Source organism: Boseongicola sp. (genome assembly GCA_014075275.1).
Lineage (GTDB): Bacteria > Pseudomonadota > Alphaproteobacteria > Rhodobacterales > Rhodobacteraceae.
Map to the genome: position 1 here is coordinate 2266409 of CP046179.1, position 17853 is coordinate 2284261.

General features: G+C 55.2%; 21 protein-coding genes. 8 read left to right on the forward strand and 13 right to left on the reverse strand.

Features of this window, described 5'->3' with window-relative positions:
* Window positions 1-175: 175 nt before the first annotated feature.
* Window positions 176-715, forward strand: a complete 540-nt coding sequence (locus GKR98_11355) for a hypothetical protein (GenBank protein QMU58735.1) — start codon at window positions 176-178, stop codon at window positions 713-715.
* A 33-nt stretch (window positions 716-748) separates the two neighbouring features.
* On the opposite strand, the gene GKR98_11360 is transcribed toward GKR98_11355, so the two are convergent.
* The 5 genes from GKR98_11360 to GKR98_11380 form a co-directional block, all read right to left on the reverse strand.
* Window positions 749-1393: an HAD hydrolase-like protein gene (locus GKR98_11360; GenBank protein ID QMU58736.1), complete on the reverse strand. Its 645-nt coding sequence runs from the start codon at window positions 1391-1393 to the stop codon at window positions 749-751.
* Window positions 1390-1728: a hypothetical protein gene (locus GKR98_11365; protein ID QMU58737.1), complete on the reverse strand. Its 339-nt coding sequence runs from the start codon at window positions 1726-1728 to the stop codon at window positions 1390-1392. Before GKR98_11365 ends, GKR98_11360 begins: the two co-directional genes overlap by 4 nt.
* Before the next feature lie 41 nt (window positions 1729-1769).
* Window positions 1770-2462 (reverse strand): hypothetical protein, encoded by a 693-nt coding sequence (locus GKR98_11370; protein QMU58738.1) that lies wholly within the window; start codon window positions 2460-2462, stop codon window positions 1770-1772.
* Window positions 2463-2637: 175 nt separating this feature from the next.
* A complete protein-coding gene (dapD, locus tag GKR98_11375) occupies window positions 2638-3465 on the reverse strand; it encodes a 2,3,4,5-tetrahydropyridine-2,6-dicarboxylate N-succinyltransferase (protein QMU58739.1) in 828 nt (275 codons plus the stop codon).
* Window positions 3466-3524: 59 nt separating this feature from the next.
* On the reverse strand, window positions 3525-4451 hold the full coding sequence (locus tag GKR98_11380; GenBank protein ID QMU58740.1) for a pyridoxal-phosphate dependent enzyme: 927 nt from the start codon (window positions 4449-4451) through the stop codon (window positions 3525-3527).
* 75 nt (window positions 4452-4526) lie between these two features.
* On the opposite strand from GKR98_11380, the gene GKR98_11385 reads away from it, so the two are divergent.
* Window positions 4527-5372, forward strand: a complete 846-nt coding sequence (locus GKR98_11385) for a lysine decarboxylase (GenBank protein ID QMU58741.1) — start codon at window positions 4527-4529, stop codon at window positions 5370-5372.
* Window positions 5373-5441: 69 nt separating this feature from the next.
* Window positions 5442-5678 (forward strand): GlsB/YeaQ/YmgE family stress response membrane protein, encoded by a 237-nt coding sequence (locus tag GKR98_11390; GenBank protein QMU58742.1) that lies wholly within the window; start codon window positions 5442-5444, stop codon window positions 5676-5678.
* A 10-nt stretch (window positions 5679-5688) separates the two neighbouring features.
* Here the strand turns inward: GKR98_11390 and rlmN are convergent, their stop codons facing one another.
* Both rlmN and GKR98_11400 read right to left on the reverse strand, forming a co-directional pair.
* Window positions 5689-6870 carry a 23S rRNA (adenine(2503)-C(2))-methyltransferase RlmN gene (gene rlmN / locus GKR98_11395; GenBank protein ID QMU58743.1) on the reverse strand — a complete coding sequence of 394 codons (1182 nt, stop codon included), beginning with the start codon at window positions 6868-6870 and terminating at the stop codon, window positions 5689-5691.
* A 185-nt stretch (window positions 6871-7055) separates the two neighbouring features.
* The gene (locus GKR98_11400; protein ID QMU58744.1) at window positions 7056-7583 is read right to left on the reverse strand and encodes a hypothetical protein; all 528 of its coding nucleotides are present in this window, start codon (window positions 7581-7583) and stop codon (window positions 7056-7058) included.
* 156 nt (window positions 7584-7739) lie between these two features.
* Between GKR98_11400 and GKR98_11405 the strand changes: the two genes are divergently transcribed.
* Window positions 7740-8732, forward strand: coding sequence for an asparaginase (locus tag GKR98_11405; GenBank protein QMU58745.1), 993 nt, complete (start codon window positions 7740-7742; stop codon window positions 8730-8732).
* 13 nt (window positions 8733-8745) lie between these two features.
* Here GKR98_11405 and serB read toward each other — a convergent pair whose 3' ends face one another.
* Window positions 8746-9612: a phosphoserine phosphatase SerB gene (serB, locus tag GKR98_11410; GenBank protein ID QMU60072.1), complete on the reverse strand. Its 867-nt coding sequence runs from the start codon at window positions 9610-9612 to the stop codon at window positions 8746-8748.
* 167 nt (window positions 9613-9779) lie between these two features.
* Between serB and GKR98_11415 the strand changes: the two genes are divergently transcribed.
* From GKR98_11415 to GKR98_11430, 4 genes are all read left to right on the forward strand, one after another.
* Window positions 9780-10937 (forward strand): phosphoserine transaminase, encoded by a 1158-nt coding sequence (locus GKR98_11415; GenBank protein QMU58746.1) that lies wholly within the window; start codon window positions 9780-9782, stop codon window positions 10935-10937.
* A gap of 67 nt (window positions 10938-11004) precedes the next feature.
* The gene (locus GKR98_11420; GenBank protein QMU58747.1) at window positions 11005-12606 is read left to right on the forward strand and encodes a phosphoglycerate dehydrogenase; all 1602 of its coding nucleotides are present in this window, start codon (window positions 11005-11007) and stop codon (window positions 12604-12606) included.
* Window positions 12607-12735: 129 nt separating this feature from the next.
* On the forward strand, window positions 12736-13401 hold the full coding sequence (locus GKR98_11425; GenBank protein ID QMU58748.1) for an aquaporin family protein: 666 nt from the start codon (window positions 12736-12738) through the stop codon (window positions 13399-13401).
* A gap of 41 nt (window positions 13402-13442) precedes the next feature.
* Window positions 13443-14198 (forward strand): serine/threonine protein phosphatase, encoded by a 756-nt coding sequence (locus GKR98_11430; protein ID QMU58749.1) that lies wholly within the window; start codon window positions 13443-13445, stop codon window positions 14196-14198.
* On the opposite strand, the gene GKR98_11435 is transcribed toward GKR98_11430, so the two are convergent.
* From GKR98_11435 to GKR98_11455, 5 genes are all read right to left on the reverse strand, one after another.
* Complete coding sequence (locus tag GKR98_11435; protein ID QMU60073.1) at window positions 14199-14693, reverse strand: nuclease; 495 nt, start codon at window positions 14691-14693, stop codon at window positions 14199-14201.
* A gap of 335 nt (window positions 14694-15028) precedes the next feature.
* On the reverse strand, window positions 15029-16066 hold the full coding sequence (locus GKR98_11440) for an L-threonine 3-dehydrogenase (GenBank protein ID QMU58750.1): 1038 nt from the start codon (window positions 16064-16066) through the stop codon (window positions 15029-15031).
* A 79-nt stretch (window positions 16067-16145) separates the two neighbouring features.
* Window positions 16146-16538: a hypothetical protein gene (locus GKR98_11445; protein QMU58751.1), complete on the reverse strand. Its 393-nt coding sequence runs from the start codon at window positions 16536-16538 to the stop codon at window positions 16146-16148.
* Window positions 16511-17164: an aminotransferase class I/II-fold pyridoxal phosphate-dependent enzyme gene (locus GKR98_11450; protein QMU58752.1), complete on the reverse strand. Its 654-nt coding sequence runs from the start codon at window positions 17162-17164 to the stop codon at window positions 16511-16513. Before GKR98_11450 ends, GKR98_11445 begins: the two co-directional genes overlap by 28 nt.
* Window positions 17165-17231: 67 nt before the next feature.
* Complete coding sequence (locus GKR98_11455) at window positions 17232-17789, reverse strand: helix-turn-helix domain-containing protein (GenBank protein QMU58753.1); 558 nt, start codon at window positions 17787-17789, stop codon at window positions 17232-17234.
* Window positions 17790-17853: the final 64 nt, after the last annotated feature.

Here is a 17853-nt window from a genome sequence, read left to right on the forward strand (position 1 = left end):
TACAGACGGTGTCTCTGTTACGTTGAACGAAGACGGAACGGTCACGATTGTCGGCGCGGACATCGAGTTCTCCACGTCGTTCACATATACGGCTGCATTTGGAAGCGGAAACGCCCAAAGTTCCGACTCTACTACCGTTACGATAAATACGGTGCCCTGCTTCGTTGCTGGAACTATGATCCGGACAGATAGCGGCGACGTTCCTGTCGAAAGGCTGGAAATCGGGCAATTGATCGAAACACGCGATGCCGGTTTGCAACCTATACGCTGGATCGGGCAACGGACGTTGCCTGCCCAGGGTCGAATGGCCCCCGTCAGGATCGAAAAGAACACCTTTGGCGATCACAAATCCCTGATGGTGTCGCCGCTTCATCGCATTCTCATCAGAAATGTTCATGCCGATCTGTTATTCGGGTCCAGCGAAGTTTTGATTGCGGCACGCGATCTAATTGATGGGCGGATGGTAAGTCAGATCGATGGCGGCCTCGTTAGCTACGTGCACCTTCTATTCGACCATCATCAAGTGATTTGGTCAGAGGGTCTGGAAACCGAGAGCTTTCTGCCCGGATCACAAACTACAGAGTGCTTCGAAGAAGATGCAATCAACGAGATTTGCGAAATATTTCCTGAACTCGATCCGAAAACAGGTGAAGGTTACGGGAAAGCGGCTCGTCCAACTTTGCGTCAGTTCGAAGCGAAACTGCTGGTTGCGTAAACCGATACGCCGAACTGCATTATCTACGTAACCTCAGCTTTTTATGGGCCGAATGACATTGACGGCTTGTGGTAAATCATGGGCACGTTCCAGAAAATGTTGAGCGCCCTGCCAATCTTCGGATGAGCCATACCCCCATTTGGCAGCAATCGCGGCCATTCCAACCTCGGCCGCAGCCGCCATATCATGATGTCGGTCGCCGACCATAACGGACGCGTCTGCAGTCTCGCCGGTCAGGTCCAGCGCATAGGCCAAAAGCTCGCCCTTCCAATTCCGCGTGCCGTCCAATTCAGGGCCGAACTCTTCTTTCAAGAATGGTGCAATGCCGAAATGCGCAGTTATCTTTCGGGCATAGTGATGAGGTTTAGCCGGCATCAGATACAGCCGGTGGCCGTTGTCCCGCATCGTCGCCAGTGATTTCATTACGCCTTCGTATACCGTGGCATCAAACATACCGACCTTTTGGTAGTGCACCCTATAGGCATCCAGAATCGGATCAGCGTTTTCTATGCCTAGTTTGGAAAAACTATCGACAAATGGCGGCCCAATCATCCAAGTCAGATCGCCTTCGGCATGATGGCTTTGACCGGTCTCGCTAAATGCATATCTTAGCGACGACTCAATGCCGCGCTTGCTGTCCATCAATGTGCCGTCTAGATCCAGAAAAACCGCGGTCAATTTTCATCTCCAAAAAATGGGGTCACCTGCGCAACTATGACGGCGTTCTCGGCGAGTGTCCGGTCCATTAGCGCGCGTTCATCTTGGTCAATATCGTGGCCTTCAGTCAGACGTTCTTCCAAGGTGCCGTATCCGGTGACATCCAGCGGAGCCACGTCAGCCTGTTTCAAGATTGCAACGGTCTCACGCACTGCTTCCCCTTCGTCGACGCCGGTTGCATAGATCAAGAGTGCGCCGCCAGTTGCGTCTGGAGGAAGTCCGTCCCCTTCTTTCCGACCAATCTGGACGAGAAGAGTGTAAACTTTTTGTTTGCTAGGTTTTTTGGCGTCGCTCATCTGATGTCATCTGACAGAGCGGTCCGATACGTGCAAGCAACTCAACTTAGCCATGGGATGAGCGCGGCTGTTTCAGGTTCGGGCGGTGCCATCCCGGCATTACGCTCGATAAGATAACGGAAAGCCATTGCGGTTGGTGCGGACAAAGACTGTTGGCTGGCAAGAGCCCAAAGGCCGCCTGCAGAATCCGCGTCAGCGTCCAATGCCCTGGCAAGTCCGGTCTGGCCGGTTCCTTCCAAGCCGCTTAGCACTTCAGTCCTTTTGCTTCGAAGACACAGGCTCTCTTTTGGTTCGGGATCAAGTTTCACGACCCCAATCCTGTGGCCTGTCCGGAAACCGTTGTGGATCACGGCGCGCGCATCGGGATCTGCAATAGCATAATGGTCGCGATAGGTTTCCCAATTCCAAAAAAGATTGTCGGGTGTGGAAGTTGCCTGCAACAAATCGGCCAACAAAATCGCCGTCGCCAAAATGAACACTGGAAAATCTTCTTCCGGAAAAGCTGCTGCCAGCAACACCGCCGCGTATGTGTCGGCTTCGGCTGAATGCCGGAACTGGCAGTCCTGCTTGTAGACAAGGCGATACAGGTCGCCCCGATCCGGGACGCCCGGGCTGAACCCGGGAAGGCCAATTGCCAACCGTTCCATCGTCTTTTCAGGCGTATTCCTAACAAAAGCCTTTAGATCAGCAATGACCTGTCGGGTTCGGAACACTTCCGCCGCACTGATTTTCATGCAGCATTCATAAATCTGGGGGGTGGCGGCATCGCGACGTTCTGGCGACCATTGCGGGGAGAATACAGGGCGCGACTGCCCTGAACCCGGCGCATTATCGACTACATTATTAATAGTAGCTTAAGGCCGCCGCACCTCATAGCGCGGCGGTTCGGTCAACTTAACTAGACAATATTCAGTCGCGCAGCAGTTCATTAATGCCGGTCTTCGAGCGGGTGCGCTCGTCCACGCGCTTTACGATCACGGCGCAATATAGATTGATGTTGTTCTTGGTTGGCATCGAACCTGCGACAACCACTGAATAGGGCGGAACTTCACCGTACATCACTTCGCCAGTTTCGCGATCGACGATCTTCGTGGACTGGCCGATGAAAACGCCCATTCCCAAAACCGAACCTTCGCGCACGATGCAGCCTTCAACAACTTCAGAGCGGGCTCCGATAAAGCAGTTGTCTTCAATGATGGTGGGCCCCGCTTGCATGGGTTCCAACACACCGCCAATGCCAACGCCGCCGGATAGGTGAACGTGTTTACCGATCTGAGCGCAAGACCCAACAGTCGCCCAACCGTCGACCATGGACCCTTCATCAACATATGCGCCAATGTTCACGAAGGACGGCATAAGCACGACACCAGGAGCAACGTAGGCAGATCGGCGAACGATCGAACCAGGCACCGCGCGGAAACCTGCGTCGCGCCATTGATTATCACCCCAACCCGCAAACTTCGAAGGCACTTTGTCCCACCAGCTCGAATTGCCATTCCCACCGGGAATCTGCTCCATGTCATTCAGGCGAAACGACAGCAAGACGGCCTTTTTGGCCCATTGGTTCACATGCCAACTGCCATCGTCTTTCTTTTCGGCGACACGAAGGGACCCGCTGTCTAGAGCATTCAGAGTGTCTTCAATGGCTTCTCGGGTCTCGCCGGTTGTGGCGGGAGAGACAGTCTCCCGTGTTTCCCAGGCGGTCTCAATAGCAGCTTCAAGTTGAGCGTTTGACATAGGTGATTCCCTTGGCATGCGTTTGTGCGGCTGATACCGGCAGATTGGATCAAGAGCAATCAGTCGAAAGGACCAGGCGCTGGATTTGCACCACACACCAAAACCGCAACCGACCCAGAAGTGACTGGCCGATAGACTCCTGAAGTCAAAGCAGCTAGCGCCGTTGCCCCCGCAGGTTCGACCCACTGACGACAGACATTCCATAAAAGTTTCTGGGCGTCAGCGATTGCTTCATCTGTTACCAACACAGACTGGATGTCGTGTTCCTGCGCCAGACCAAAGCAAAGTTCTCCGATACGCTTAGCGCCAAGTGCGTTGGCGGCAATCCCGCCAACCTCAACGTCGACAGGCTTTCCGGCTTCAATGGCGGCATGGAGCGTCGGTGCGCGTTCCGGCTCAACCGCTACAACATTCCGACGTCCCTCCAGCCACGAAAGTGCTCCGCCAATAAGCCCGCCGCCGCCGACGGCTATCAATACAGTGGAAGAGGCTAGATGCTGAGCCTCCCATTCGCGCACGACAGTGCCCTGTCCGGCCAGTGTTTTCGGCGCATCATAGGCATGTATTTGCATTGCCCCGTTTTCAGCCTCGAATGCCCGTGCTTGGGCTAAAGCCTCTGCGTAATGGCCCGACACCACATGCAAGTCTGCCCCCGTATTCCGGATCAAAGCGATTTTCGACGGTCCGGCGAGTTCGGGCACAAATACCGTTGCCCGATGACCCAATTTTCGAGCTGCGTAGGCTACTGCCGCACCGTGATTACCGCCCGAAGCCGCGACAACGCCTGCTTCGGGCACTTTGCTGTTCAGAAGCGTATTAAACGCGCCCCTGACCTTGAAACTGCCGGTCGGTTGAGCATTTTTCAGTTTCAGCTCGATCATGCGGCCCTCGATCAACCCGTGCGATTCCAGCACAGGTGTTCGATGGACGTGTCCCTGAATGCGATCTCCGGCAGCGGCAATTTCATCGGAAGTCGGTGGAAGCATCTGATCGCAACTCTGCTATTGGACAAGGTCTGCCCTTCCTGCCATGCAGGTGGTTCGAGTTACAAGGAGCCGATTATGAACGAGGACCGTCGCCATCTGTTTCGCGATGCGCACCAGGATCGCGAAAGCGTAAAAGGCATACCTGACACGCCGCAAACACGGTCGCCTTCTTACAATCTGGCATTCGCGGATGCGGACTTTTTGTGTCGTGACGAATTGCGGCCTGTCCGTTTGCAACTGGAATTGCTGAAGCCTGAGATGTTGATGACGGAATACGGCATCAAATCAACGGTGGTGCTGTTTGGCGGTGCACGCATTCCGGAGCCTGCCAAGAAAGATAGTGCGCGAACGAAAACGTTGGCTGACCTTTCACGGTTCTACGACGAGGCCCGTAAATTCGCTCATCTGGTGACAGAAAGATCCTTGAAAGACGGCGGCGGCGAGAACGTTATCGTAACCGGTGGAGGACCCGGCGTGATGGAGGCCGGTAACAGAGGGGCACAAGATGCTGGTGGAGTGTCAATTGGGCTTAATATTGTGTTGCCTCACGAACAAGCTCCGAACCTTTTTGTCACGCCAGAACTGGCGTTCAACTTCCACTACTTCGCCATCCGGAAAATGCACTTTTTGATGCGGGCTAACGCTATCGCAGTTTTCCCGGGTGGCTTCGGAACCATGGACGAGCTGTTCGAGACGCTGACACTTATTCAGACCGGGCGCATGCAGCGCGTGCCATTCCTGCTGTTTGGGCGCGAATTTTGGGAGAAAATTATCAACTGGGAAGCTCTGGCGGATGCCGGCACGATTTCAGACGATGATCTGGACCTATTTCGCATTGTCGAGACCGCAGACGAAGCAATGTCTTGTATCGACGAATGGCACCTTCCAGCAACGAAACGAGACGGAATTCCCGGGCGTTAGCTTGTCAGACTTGAACCGGCGTCGCGCTCCGGCAAGGTTACTTGAGAAAAGTGCGCAAAGGGATCGGCCATGAAATTCATTGTGTTTTTGATCATCGGCGGCTGCGCAGGCTGGCTGGCCGCGCGATTTATGAACAAAAGCCAAGGCCTTTGGATGAACCTTTTGATCGGGATCATCGGAGCTTATCTCGGTGGATTTCTTGCCGGAGCCGTCGGGCTTTCGGCCACAGGGATCATTGGCGAATTGATCGTCGCCACTGTTGGCGCTGTCATTCTGCTTTGGGGTGTCGGAAAGTTAAAGGCGTAACCCTAACGTCTTAAAGCCCCGCCTCGGCAGCGATTTCCTTGCGTGATTTGCGGGCGCGTTCAGTAGCCGATTTTAACTGGCCGCAAGCCGCCATAATGTCTTCACCGCGCGGTGTCCGAATGGGCGAGGCATAACCAGCTTTATAAACAATTTCAGCAAATGCCTCGATCCGCTCCCAATCCGACCGCTCATAGGGCGCGCCAGGCCATTCGTTAAACGGTATCAGATTGATTTTGGCGGGAATGCCTTTGATGAGATCAACCAACCGGCGGGCATCGTCATCGCTGTCGTTCACGTCTTTCAACATCACGTATTCAAATGTAATCCGCTCGGAATTCGACACTTTTGGATACTCGCGCAAGGCATCCAGTAACTCGGCGATTGGCCAACGACGGTTGATCGGAACCAGTTTGTTGCGCGTTTCATCGGTCGTCGCATGAAACGATACCGCCAACATGCAACCGATTTCGTCGGCGGTTCGGGCAATTTCTGGGACAACGCCACTGGTAGACAGCGTGATGCGCCGTCGCGATAGGCTGATGCCCTCTCGATCCATCGCTATGATCATTGCGTCGCGCACCGCTTCGAAGTTGTACAGCGGCTCGCCCATACCCATCAGAACGACGTTCGATAAAAGGCGCGGGCCGTTGTCACCGGTGCCCAGACCTGGTTCAGGCCATTCGCCAAGGTCATCACAGGCCAGCATGATCTGACCGACGATCTCGCCCGGGGTGAGATTGCGAACCAGTTTCTGGGTGCCTGTATGGCAGAACGAACAGGTTAGCGTGCAGCCGACCTGGCTGGAGATGCATAATGTTCCGCGATCGGTTTCGGGAATGTAAACCGTCTCTACTTCATGTCCGCCTGCAATGCGCACCAGATATTTGCGTGTGCCGTCAGCGCTTACATCACGTGTCACCACTTCGGGCAGTTCGATCACGAATTTGCTGGCAAGAAGGGCACGATAATCCTTGGCCAGATTGGTCATCTCCGAAAAATCGCGGACGCCCCAGTGGTAGATCCATTGCCAAATCTGGTTGGCGCGCATCTTGGATTGCTTTTCTGGCGTGCCAGCTTCGATCAAGGCCGCGCGCAATGCATCACGGGTCAAACCAACTAAGTTGGTGGGCCCATCGGGCAATTTCCTTGGGATCGTCAAGACGTCCTGGGTGATCGGTGTTTCGGCAGGCATAGCGCTCATCCTTGGCTCAGAGGCGGCATATATGCGATGCACCGTCGTTTGCCAAAGAGATTCGGAACTTCTTTTGTTGACTTAAACTTCGAGGAACTTGGGCAAAGGCCAATGTTGGCAGTGCACCCTACGACCGCAACTCACGTAAATGCGACGTATGAATAGCGACCGCGAAGCCTCATCTGTCAACTGGAACAGCGGTTATCGGCGTCCTGGATCATTGCGGTTGCCCCAAGAAGAGAGAACGTGTCCTTGGTCTGCGTTCCGCGGGAGGACCGGGCCGTCAAAACGGCATTTGCGCCCCGCTTCATGGCCGTGACAATTTTTTGATCGTCCGCTGGCGTTGCAGGCCAAGCGTATTCGCCTTCGGTGAACAACTCAAAAGTCGTGCCACCGACATCCATCGTGACCGTTGATCCTTCGGCGAACGGGTAGCCGCCTGTAAAGCTGACTTCCGCAACAACATCCTGCTGGGGTCTGTAAGTAACGAACAGCAAAATGTCGCCACGGCGCACTGAAACCTGACGGCCGTCACGAGTATTTGTGGTTTCTTTTGGGGCCGTTACTGCCCAGCATTCTTTTGGATCCGAGCCTTCGAAAACCGCCCAGTCTGTATCAGCAGCAACGCGATTTGTTACTTCTTGCGCTGAAATCGGTGCTGCGCACAGCACGCTGGCCGCCGCGATCAGAGTTGCAAATGCCCGTCTTGCCATGATTTTCGCCTTTGCCTGCGCGGCCGGGCCCCTGATTTCATAGGGTGCTCCGGGCCGAAAATGCTCTTACCAACAGGGCATGGATAGCGTATCTCATGCGCAATATGGAACCCCCTGCGGCGGAAAATTGCCGTGACAAATTCGCGAGGTCATTCAATGTCTGATCCTGTGCTTTTGGCCGAAACGACGCGGGGGCCTTTCGTGGAATCGCGACACTTCGGCCACGCAGTAATCTCGCGCGCGGATGGATCGATCGTCGAAAGTTGGGGGAACCCCACGGAACTGGTATTTGCTCGGTCAGCGGCGAAGATTTTGCAGGCTCTGCCATTGGTCGAAAGTGGCGCAGGTACCAGCCTTTCAACAGAGCGGTTGGCACTGGCTTGCGCAAGTCATTCGGCCGAACGTCGCCATGTGGAGATGATTTCGGACTGGCTAGGCGATCTTGGCCTTGACGAACACGCCCTTTGTTGCGGTCCCCAGGCGTCACGGGATGAGGCACTGGCCGAAGAAATGATCAAGACCGGCGAGCCAGTGACGCGGGCATTTAATTGGTGTTCTGGCAAGCACTCGGGATTTTTGACGCTGTCTAAACACTTGGGAGCCGAGCTCGACTATGTGAATATTGATCATCCGGTTCAGCTGGCGGTGCGTGAAGCCTTTGAAGATATGACTGGAATGGATAGTCCGGGTTTTGGATTTGACGGCTGCTCGGCCCCAAACTTTGCAACCAACTTGTCTGCCATGGCGCGGGCGATGGCAGTGATTGCTGCCGCAGAAGATCGAGCGGATGTGCGAGGCAAAGCTGCCAGTGAGCTATGCCGAGCAATGATCGCTCATCCTGAAATGGTGGGCGGTGAAGGGCGTGTTGATACAGAGTTGATGCGAGTGGCGCGCGAACCAGTTGCGATCAAGTCGGGCGCCGAAGGATTCTATGTTGCGATCATTCCGGGGCAGAAGTTGGGAATTGCTCTGAAAGTTTCCGATGGCGCTTCACGCGGTTCGGAAGTGGCAATCGCCGCATTGTTGGTGCGGCTTGGGGTTTTGGATATCAATCATCCCGTTGTCTCGGGCATTCTTGCGCAGACGCTCACCAACTGGGCTGGGCTTGCGGTTGGGTCGGTTCGGCCTGCTGAGGGTTTATTGGCTTGAAGTTCTTAAGTGGCTAGTTAGTGATAAATTCATTGATTTCATAGCCTTGCAGGAATAGCAGAGCCGTAAGATCGCCGTGATTTACTTTGATTGGAGCTGCTGCTGCAACCGCCGGTTTCGCGTGGAGAGCAACCCCAAGTCCGGCGCGGTGGATCATCGCAAGATCGTTGGCTCCATCACCAACTGCGATGGCATCATCCGGCGAAACACCAAGCCGAGCAGTGATTTCTTCGAGAGCTTCGACCTTTGCTTCTTGCCCCAAAATGGGACGTTGAACCGTTCCTGATAGTATGTCGCCGTCTTCGATCAGAGTGTTTGCACGATTTTCGTCAAATCCCAGGAGCCGGGAAATTGCGGATGTGAACTGAACAAATCCGCCTGATACCAGTGCGGCATAGACGCCATTGCCCTTCATAGTTGCCACGAGAGTTTGGCCCCCTGCGGCAAGGGTAATGCGATCTTGCAGAACTTTCTCGATGACGTCTGTTCCCAAACCTTTCAATAATCCCACGCGTTCATCGATTGCCGCGTCGAAATCCAATTCACCGTTCATCGCTCGTGCCGTGATTTGAGAAACGCGGTCACCGACACCGGCTTCGGCGGCCAACTCGTCGATGCATTCCTGATTGATCATGGTGCTGTCCATGTCGGCAATCAGTAGCTTTTTGCGACGATTCCCAGACGGCAGAACGTTGACATCGACACCCATGCCAGCAATGTCGCTTCTTACTTCCGAAATGTTGGAAGGCGTTGTTATGGCCGGAAATTCTGCAGCCTCGTCGGGAGCCAGCCAATGCGCGTCTCCGCCACCCCAGGCCGACTGCAAGGATGACACCAAAGCCGGATCCAACTTTCCGGGCTGAGCGATAAGCGAGATAATCTGAGGCTCTGACACGTGTGTTTCCGATAGTGAATTCACGGGTCAAAAAGCGACCCTTTCCCCGCCTCTAGCGTCAATTCCGTGCTTGCGAAACCCTTTTTGCATCCGTATTGCGGTCAGTGGGACACCCCTCCCCAACGAGGGGCATATATCTGGAAGGATATTCAGTGATGGATATGAATACCCCGGCGACGCGGCCGGCAAATCCGCGTTTTTCGTCTGGCCCTTGTGCCAAGCCCCCTACTTTTACATTGGAAAGTCTTAACGATGCCCCACTAGGGCGGTCGCACCGTGCTGCCGTTGGCAAGGCGAAGCTTAAGTTGGCCATCGACAAAACCCGCGAGATTTTGGGCGTTCCAGACGACTATTTGATCGGGATTGTGCCTGCCTCGGATACCGGCGCTATGGAAATGGCGATGTGGAATTTGCTGGGTGAGCGTCCAGTTGAGATGCTGGCCTGGGAGAGTTTCGGGGCCGGGTGGGTCACGGACGTGGTCAAGCAACTGAAACTGGATGCCGTTGTAAAGACAGCGGAATATGGACAGATCGTCGATCTGGCCGGAGTCGATTGGGACAAAGACGTTGTGTTTACCTGGAACGGCACGACAAGCGGCGTGCGGGTTCCGGCGCATTTTGATATTCCTGCCGACCGGGATGGGTTGGCGATTTGTGATGCGACCTCGGCGGCGTTTGCGCAGGACCTGCCTTGGGACCGGTTGGATGTTGTGACGTATTCCTGGCAGAAAGTGCTGGGCGGCGAAGCTGCGCATGGGATGTTGATCCTGAGTCCGCGCGCCGTGCAACGTCTTGAAAATTATACACCTTCCTGGCCTTTGCCGAAGATTTTTCGCCTTACGAAAGGCAGTAAGGTTATTGGTGGCATCTTTGAAGGTGCGACGATCAACACACCATCGATGCTGTGCGTTGAGGACTATCTGAATGCGCTTGATTGGGCCGAAAAAGTGGGTGGACTCAATGGGTTAGTCGCCCGGGCGGATGCCAATGCCAAAGTGCTGCACAATTTCTGTGCGGCGCGGGACTGGATTGCAAATCTGGCGGATGATCCGGCGACATGGTCGAACACCAGTGTTTGCCTGAAGTTCACTGATACGCGCATTGTCGACGGTGCAGCATTTGCCAAGACCATTGCAAAACAGCTTGAAAATCAAGGTGTTGCCTTTGATGTTGGGGCATATCGCGACGCGCCCGCTGGTCTGCGGATCTGGTGCGGTGCGACGGTGGAAACCTCGGATCTTGAGGCGCTGATGCCCTGGCTGGATTGGGCATTTGCCACTGAAATTGCGGCGCTGGAAGCAGCTGCCTGACCCCTGAAATGGCCTGTCGGTATGACGTCGGTATTACGTCGGTGCCTCCGAACGATGGATTATGAATATGGAAACGAAACCAAAAGTGCTGGTCAGCGACAAGCTGAGCGAAACTGCTGTGCAAATCTTTCGCGATCGCGGGATTGATGTGACCTTTGAGCCCGGTCTTGGCAAAGACAAAGAGCGCTTGCTGGAAGTGATCGGGCAATATGACGGTTTGGCAATCCGCTCGGCCACCAAGGTAACGGCCAAACTGTTGGAAGCCGCGACCAATTTGAAAGTCGTCGCCCGCGCAGGGATTGGCGTGGACAACGTTGAAATCCCGGCCGCGTCGAAAAAGGGCGTGATCGTCATGAACACGCCTTTTGGAAACTCGATCACAACTGCGGAACACGCGGTGGCAATGATGTTTGCCGTTGCGCGGCAAATTCCCGAGGCAAGTGCATCGACCCATCAGGGCAAGTGGGAAAAGTCACGGTTCATGGGTGTTGAACTGACCAACAAGACGTTGGGCGTGATTGGCGCGGGCAACATCGGTGGGATCGTTTGCGAGCGCGCGTTAGGATTGCGGATGAAGGTCATCGCCTACGATCCATTCCTGACTGAAGAACGTGCAGACAAAATGGGTGTGACCAAAGTTGAGCTGCACGAGTTGCTGGGGCGTTCTGACTTTATAACCATGCACGTGCCGTTGACGGACAAGACCAAGAATATCCTGTCGGCGGATGCCATTGAACGCCTGAAGCCGGGTGTTCGGATCATCAACTGTGCCCGGGGTGGTTTGGTTGATGAGGAAGCATTGGCAGCGGCTTTGAAAGACGGGCGGGTTGCAGGTGCTGCGTTTGACGTCTTTGCCGTGGAGCCAGCGACAGAAAGCCCGCTGTTCAATCTGCCGAACGTGGTGGTGACCCCGCACCTGGGTGCCTCGACGACGGAAGCGCAGGAAAATGTTGCGTTGCAGGTGGCCGAGCAGATGTCGGATTATTTGCTGACGGGTGCTGTGACCAACGCGTTGAACATGCCGTCGGTGACCGCCGAGGAAGCCAAAGTCATGGGGCCATGGGTGAAACTGGCCGGACATTTGGGTGCGTTTACGGGCCAGCTGACGGACGAGCCGATCCGCGCGATCAATATCCTTTATAACGGTCAGGTTGCCGAAATGAACACCGCAGCGCTAAACGCCAGCGCCGTTGCCGGGATCATGAAAGCGACGAACCCCGACGTGAACATGGTGTCGGCCCCAGTTATTGCGAAAGATCGCGGCATTGAGATCTCGACAACCACACAAGAAAAGTCAGGTGCCTTCGACAGCTACATCAAGCTGACCGTGGTGACTGACAAACGCGAGCGTTCGATTGCGGGCACTGTCTTTAACGACGGCAAACCGCGGTTCATTCAGATCAAAGGCATCAATATTGACGCCGAAGTTGGTGAACACATGATTTACACCACAAACAACGATGTTCCAGGGATCATCGGTGCACTGGGTCAGACCATGGGCGAAAATGGCGTCAATATTGCGAACTTTACACTTGGCCGGGCAGAAAAAGGTCAGGATGCAATTGCGCTTTTATATCTGGATGATCCCGCCCCTGCCGTCGTTGTCGACAAGCTGGAAGCGACCGGCTTATTCAGCCAGGTGGCACCTTTGCGGTTCGACGCCGCCTAAATTTCTTTCGTCCCACTTGCGTGGGTCGATCCGCGCGGCGGCCTGAAGACCACCGCGCGAATGCTTTTTGACAAGACACACAGCAGATGGTTTCTAGCGGCCAATTGAAATGTCCGGAATTGCAGCAGCATGAGTGCGACTTCGTTTCAAAGGTTAAGTGCCGAAGCCCTGGGAACAGGCATGCTAGTCGCAACCGTTGTTGGTTCCGGCATAATGGCGGATCGGTTAACTGAAGATGTGGCGCTGGCGCTTTTGGGGAATACCCTGCCGACCGGTGCGATACTTGTCGTGCTGATCACCATTCTGGGTCCGATTTCCGGCGCGCACTTCAACCCGGCCGTGACGTTGGCGTTTTGGCTACGTGGAGACATTGAGATGTCACGCGCCGTTTTCTACGGCTGCGCGCAGATCGGGGGCGCAGTTGTCGGAACGTTGATCGCGCATGGGATGTTCGAGCTGCCGTTGTTTCAGGCATCAGACACGATGCGAACCGGCGGATCGCAATGGTTGGCCGAAGTTGTTGCAACATTTGGGCTGGTCTTCGTGATACTGGGCGGCATCCGTCACAAACCTGAGGCCGTTGCCTGGTTGGTTGGTTTATATATCACGGCTGCCTATTGGTCCACGGCATCGACGAGTTTTGCCAATCCAGCCGTTGCCATAGGGCGCGCGTTTACAGATACATTTTCCGGCATACGACCTATGGATGTGCCCGGATTCATTGGTGCTGAAATTATTGGCGCTATCATTGCTGTTTATCTTGCCAAATGGATTTTGAACCCGGTGCGCAGTTGAACTATCTTGTGATGGGGCCGCCAGACGCCTAGGGCTATTTTATGGATGACCAAAGAATATACGCGATTGGTGATGTGCACGGCCAGCTTGACGAGCTGAAGTCGGCACACCGCAGGATTGCACGGGATGCCCAGGCCAGCGGAGGCCCGGCGCAGGTTGTTCATGTTGGCGATCTGGTGGATCGGGGCCCAAATAGCCGCGGTGTTATCGAGTATCTGATGGATGGCATGGCACGTGGCGAGAACTGGGTAATCGTCAAAGGCAATCACGACCGGTTTCTGGCCAACTATGTTCGCACTGGCGAAACGACCGACGGGCGACTAAGGGCGGGTTTGACGTGGCTCAGCCCGGGAATGGGTGGCGCAGAGACATTAAGATCCTATGGGGCCGAGAAACGGCGGTTGGAAGGCGCGGACAAGTTTCACGCGCGCGCCGCGAAGAAAGTGCCCATAGCGCATGTTGAGTTCATCGAGGGTTTGCCGCTGTGGCATCGGGTTGGTGGCATGATTTTTGTGCATGCCGGTATTCGTCCTGGCTTTCCGATTGAAGCGCAGGACGAAGATGACCTTTTGTGGATACGCGACGAATTTCTGTGGCGGCTGGAAGATCACGAGGCGCTGATCGTGCATGGTCATACACCTGTCGATGCGCCGACGCATTACGGCAACCGGGTTAATCTGGATGTCGGGGCCGCCTATGGGCATCCTCTGGTGCCGGTGGTCTTTCAAGATGGCGCGTGTTTCGCCCTGGAGGACGGCGGGCGGACACCTGTGGTGTCGCCGGGCGGTCAGGGCTGATTAGCTCCAATACATTTCGGCAGATGGTGCGCGGTCGTAGATCAGGTGGAATTCGTCCAGTTGAGGCGGCGCGATACCTGCGTGGGACATTTGCACATGAGCTTGGCCGCGGTGGTGTGTCTGGTGTTGGAACAGATGCAGCAGAACGGCTGATACGCTTTCTTCAACCGGGCCGCTTGAACGATCGGTGATACATGTTTCGGTCAGAACTTCCGGTGACAAAGCGTCGCAAAAGGTCGCAAGGCGCATATCGGCCTCGGCTTGTTGTCTGGCGAGATCCGAAGCGGTTTCGATATCGGCGCGGTTAAAGACGGACCTGCCTTGACCAGCGCTTTCCAGCGCGTCGATATAGTAGAGATCTACCGACAGGATATGGTTCAGTGTATCCGCAATCGACGGGAAAAACCCAGGTCGATCTGCCTGGAAGGCCATGTCAGATATCTCCTGCATAGCCTTATACAGCGTGGCATTTGCCCAGGCGTTATTGAGGGCCATTGTTATGTATGGAGTCACCAAAACACCTCCGTGATCGCGCCAGCCCATGGCTTAGCAATGCGGCAAAGCAAGTGATCTTCTTCTGTCTAAAAATACTTAATGTAGAAAACAGCGCCAATTGACATTCATGTCAATTGGCGCGTCGCGACGTGCCGTCAGGCACGGCGCAAAACCTATTTGCGTTTTTGCCACCAACGGAAACCAACGATCATTCCGACGGTAATGATAATCCAAAATATGACGTCGCCCATGGGGTGCACCGTGCCATTTGAAGCGCTGCTGTCAACAGTTTTAGAGCTGCAAAATACTACGAAGAGATGCGGGCCGCGCCTGAATTATGTCCAATCCAGAACGATCTTGCCGGATTGGCCGGATTTCATGATCTCGAACCCGGACCGGAAGTCGTCGACCGGCATACGATGGGTGATGACATTTCGTACATCCAGTCCGTTTTCCAACATGGCAATCATCTTGTACCACGTCTCAAAGATTTCGCGTCCATAGACGCCTTTTATGGTGATGGCTTTGAATACAATCCGGGACCAGTCGACTGGCGACTTGCCGGGCGGGATACCCAGCAACGCTATGCGCCCGCCCATGACCAAGGCTTCGATCATCTGATCCATAGCCTTTTGGTTGCCAGATATCTCGAGGCCGATGTCGAAACCTTCCTTCATTTTCAGGCCGGCGATGACATCCTGAAGATCTTCCTTGGCGACATTTACAGGCACAACGTCTGCAACTTTTTCCGCCAAGGCCAGCCGGTCTGCGTTGATATCGGTAATAACCACATGACGCGCTCCGACGTGACGCGCCACCGCAGCGGCCATGATGCCAATGGGTCCGGCCCCGGTCACCAGCACATCTTCACCGATCAAATCAAAACTGAGCGCGGTGTGCACCGCATTTCCCAAAGGGTCCAGGATCGCGCCGATCTCGTCGTCAATCATGTCGGGAAGAGGTACTGCGTTGAAGGCCGGGAGTTTCAGGTATTCGGCAAAGGCGCCCTGTTCATTTACGCCGATACCGCGCGTTTCTGGGTCAAGGTGGAATTTACCTGCGCGCGATTGTCGGGAGTGTTTGCCGATCAGATGGCCTTCACCGGATACCCGCTGTCCCAATGCCAGATCGGTGACGTTTCGACCAAGTTCGACAATTTCACCGGCAAACTCGTGCCCGGTGATCAGGGGGACGGGAACCGTGCGCTGGGCCCAGTCGTCCCAATCCCAGATGTGAATATCGGTACCACAGATGCCGGTCATGTTGATGCGGATGAGGATGTCATCGGGGCCAACCTCGGGAACCGGTGCCTCTATCATGTCCAGACCCGGAGCCGGTTTGGTTTTGGCGAGAGCTTTCATCTGATTGGTCATATTCGCGCCTTTCGGGGCTCTGCCCCCGGTGCCTGCGGCACCTCCCCCGGGATATTTTTGGGCCGATAATGCATCCAGATCATTTTGAAACTTCTGGTGCGTATGTGAAAGCCAGCCATGTCCAAGTGACGCCAGAGCGCTGATTGCAGGCCTGGCTGGACGCGGCCGGTTTGTTCAGGGTGTTCTGGAAACCGTGGGTTTGCGCTTGTGCAATTGTCCTTTCGGCCGAGACGGGATGGGCGGGTCGGTCGGCGGGTGCAGGCCCGTGGCGCAATGACATGATAAGGGTCGCATCGCGGCGTAGGACCTTTGCAAGACTTGCGAACCCAATGTCACGGTCATGATCCGAGAGGTGGTGCCAGACGGCGTTGATATTGGCGAAGTCGAAGCTGCCAGCGGTTTCGCAGGTTTTGGTCAGATGTGGCAGCGCGTCGTTCAGCCAGGTTATCGAGGCTTCGCTGTGGCGTGACAATCGTCCACCATGATGAGGGCATCGTATTTGTCGGCCAGCACACGAATTTCGGGGAGGTTTGCGAGAGTGCCGTCCATGGAAAAGACACCATCAGTAATGATCATGACAAAGCGGGCACCAGCGGTGCGAGCCTCTTTCAGGTTCGCCTCGAGGTCATTCATATCGGAGTTGGCGTAGCGATAGCGGCGTGCCTTGCACAGACGAATGCCGTCGATGATGGAGGCATGGTTCAGAGAATCCGAAATGATCGCATCTTCTGGACCCAAGAGAGGTTCGAACACGGCGGCATTGGCATCAAAACAGGCGGCGAACAGGATCGCGTCATCCATGTTCAAGAAAGCGGCCAGTTCTGCTTCCAGCGATTGGTGCAGGTCCTGGGTTCCACAAATGAAGCGGACAGACGCCATGCCGTAGCCATGTGTGTCGAGCGTCTTGTGTGCGGCATCGATCAGGCGCGGATTATCTGCAAGCCCAAGGTAATTATTGGCGCAAAGGTTCAGGAGAGGTTTGCCTGCGACGCGGATGTTCGTCGACTGAGGCGTTGTGATGGCGCGTTCGCGTTTCGTCAGCCCATCGGCGTCGATAGTTGCCAGGGTTGTCTCGAGGTGCGCCGCGAAATCAGACATGAGTGGTCTCCGTTTCCGGCGTGAATACACTATAACGGATACTTCGGCAATATATAGGATATTAATCTTATGTGAACTGCACGATGAGAAGAGCTTTTGCATCTCCGTTATGGGCCGCCAAAGTATGGGGTCCGTCGGCGGGATAGCGCGCGCTGTCGCCTTGCCCAAGAAGATCGGTGCTGTCAGCGGCACCAAGGGCTATTTGCCCCTTGATCACTGTCAGATGCTCGCGGGTGCCTGGGCTATGTGGATCGCTGTCCAGAACACCTCCGGCTGCAAATGTGAGTTCGTATACTTCGTGGCGACCCACTTCTTCTGGGGGGCTGAGAATGCGGATGGTGCAGTCTTTGCCCAAGCCTTCGATAAGAGGGGCGGCGTCGGCGCGAATGACGGCAATTGCGGGCGCTTCGCGATCATCCAAGAGGCCGCCAATATCGATGCCCAGCGCCTGAGTGATGTTCCAGAGTGTGGCGACGGTTGGCGAGCTTTCACCGCGTTCGATCTGGCTGACCATCGAACGCGAGACGCCCGAAAGCTGCGCGAGTGCGTCCAGAGACAGGCCCTTTTCGGTGCGCATCACTTTCAGACGGGTGGCAATTCGAGACTGGATTTCCGGCTTGGTCATGGGGCGCGACATTCACCCGGGGATGTCTGCGGTGTCAATGCCGGGTGTAGCGAGGGCGGCTGTG

Coding starts and splice junctions, on each gene's coding strand:
- GKR98_11355 (QMU58735.1), top strand. CDS start 176: ATGATCCGGACAGATAGCGGCGACGTTCCTGTCGAAAGGCTGGAAATC.
- GKR98_11365 (QMU58737.1), bottom strand. CDS start 1,728: ATGAGCGACGCCAAAAAACCTAGCAAACAAAAAGTTTACACTCTTCTC.
- GKR98_11370 (QMU58738.1), bottom strand. CDS start 2,462: ATGAAAATCAGTGCGGCGGAAGTGTTCCGAACCCGACAGGTCATTGCT.
- dapD (QMU58739.1), bottom strand. CDS start 3,465: ATGTCAAACGCTCAACTTGAAGCTGCTATTGAGACCGCCTGGGAAACA.
- GKR98_11380 (QMU58740.1), bottom strand. CDS start 4,451: ATGCTTCCACCGACTTCCGATGAAATTGCCGCTGCCGGAGATCGCATT.
- GKR98_11385 (QMU58741.1), top strand. CDS start 4,527: ATGAACGAGGACCGTCGCCATCTGTTTCGCGATGCGCACCAGGATCGC.
- GKR98_11390 (QMU58742.1), top strand. CDS start 5,442: ATGAAATTCATTGTGTTTTTGATCATCGGCGGCTGCGCAGGCTGGCTG.
- rlmN (QMU58743.1), bottom strand. CDS start 6,870: ATGCCTGCCGAAACACCGATCACCCAGGACGTCTTGACGATCCCAAGG.
- GKR98_11400 (QMU58744.1), bottom strand. CDS start 7,583: ATGGCAAGACGGGCATTTGCAACTCTGATCGCGGCGGCCAGCGTGCTG.
- GKR98_11405 (QMU58745.1), top strand. CDS start 7,740: ATGTCTGATCCTGTGCTTTTGGCCGAAACGACGCGGGGGCCTTTCGTG.
- GKR98_11420 (QMU58747.1), top strand. CDS start 11,005: ATGGAAACGAAACCAAAAGTGCTGGTCAGCGACAAGCTGAGCGAAACT.
- GKR98_11425 (QMU58748.1), top strand. CDS start 12,736: ATGAGTGCGACTTCGTTTCAAAGGTTAAGTGCCGAAGCCCTGGGAACA.
- GKR98_11430 (QMU58749.1), top strand. CDS start 13,443: ATGGATGACCAAAGAATATACGCGATTGGTGATGTGCACGGCCAGCTT.
- GKR98_11435 (QMU60073.1), bottom strand. CDS start 14,693: ATGGCCCTCAATAACGCCTGGGCAAATGCCACGCTGTATAAGGCTATG.
- GKR98_11440 (QMU58750.1), bottom strand. CDS start 16,066: ATGACCAATCAGATGAAAGCTCTCGCCAAAACCAAACCGGCTCCGGGT.
- GKR98_11450 (QMU58752.1), bottom strand. CDS start 17,164: ATGTCTGATTTCGCGGCGCACCTCGAGACAACCCTGGCAACTATCGAC.
- GKR98_11455 (QMU58753.1), bottom strand. CDS start 17,789: ATGACCAAGCCGGAAATCCAGTCTCGAATTGCCACCCGTCTGAAAGTG.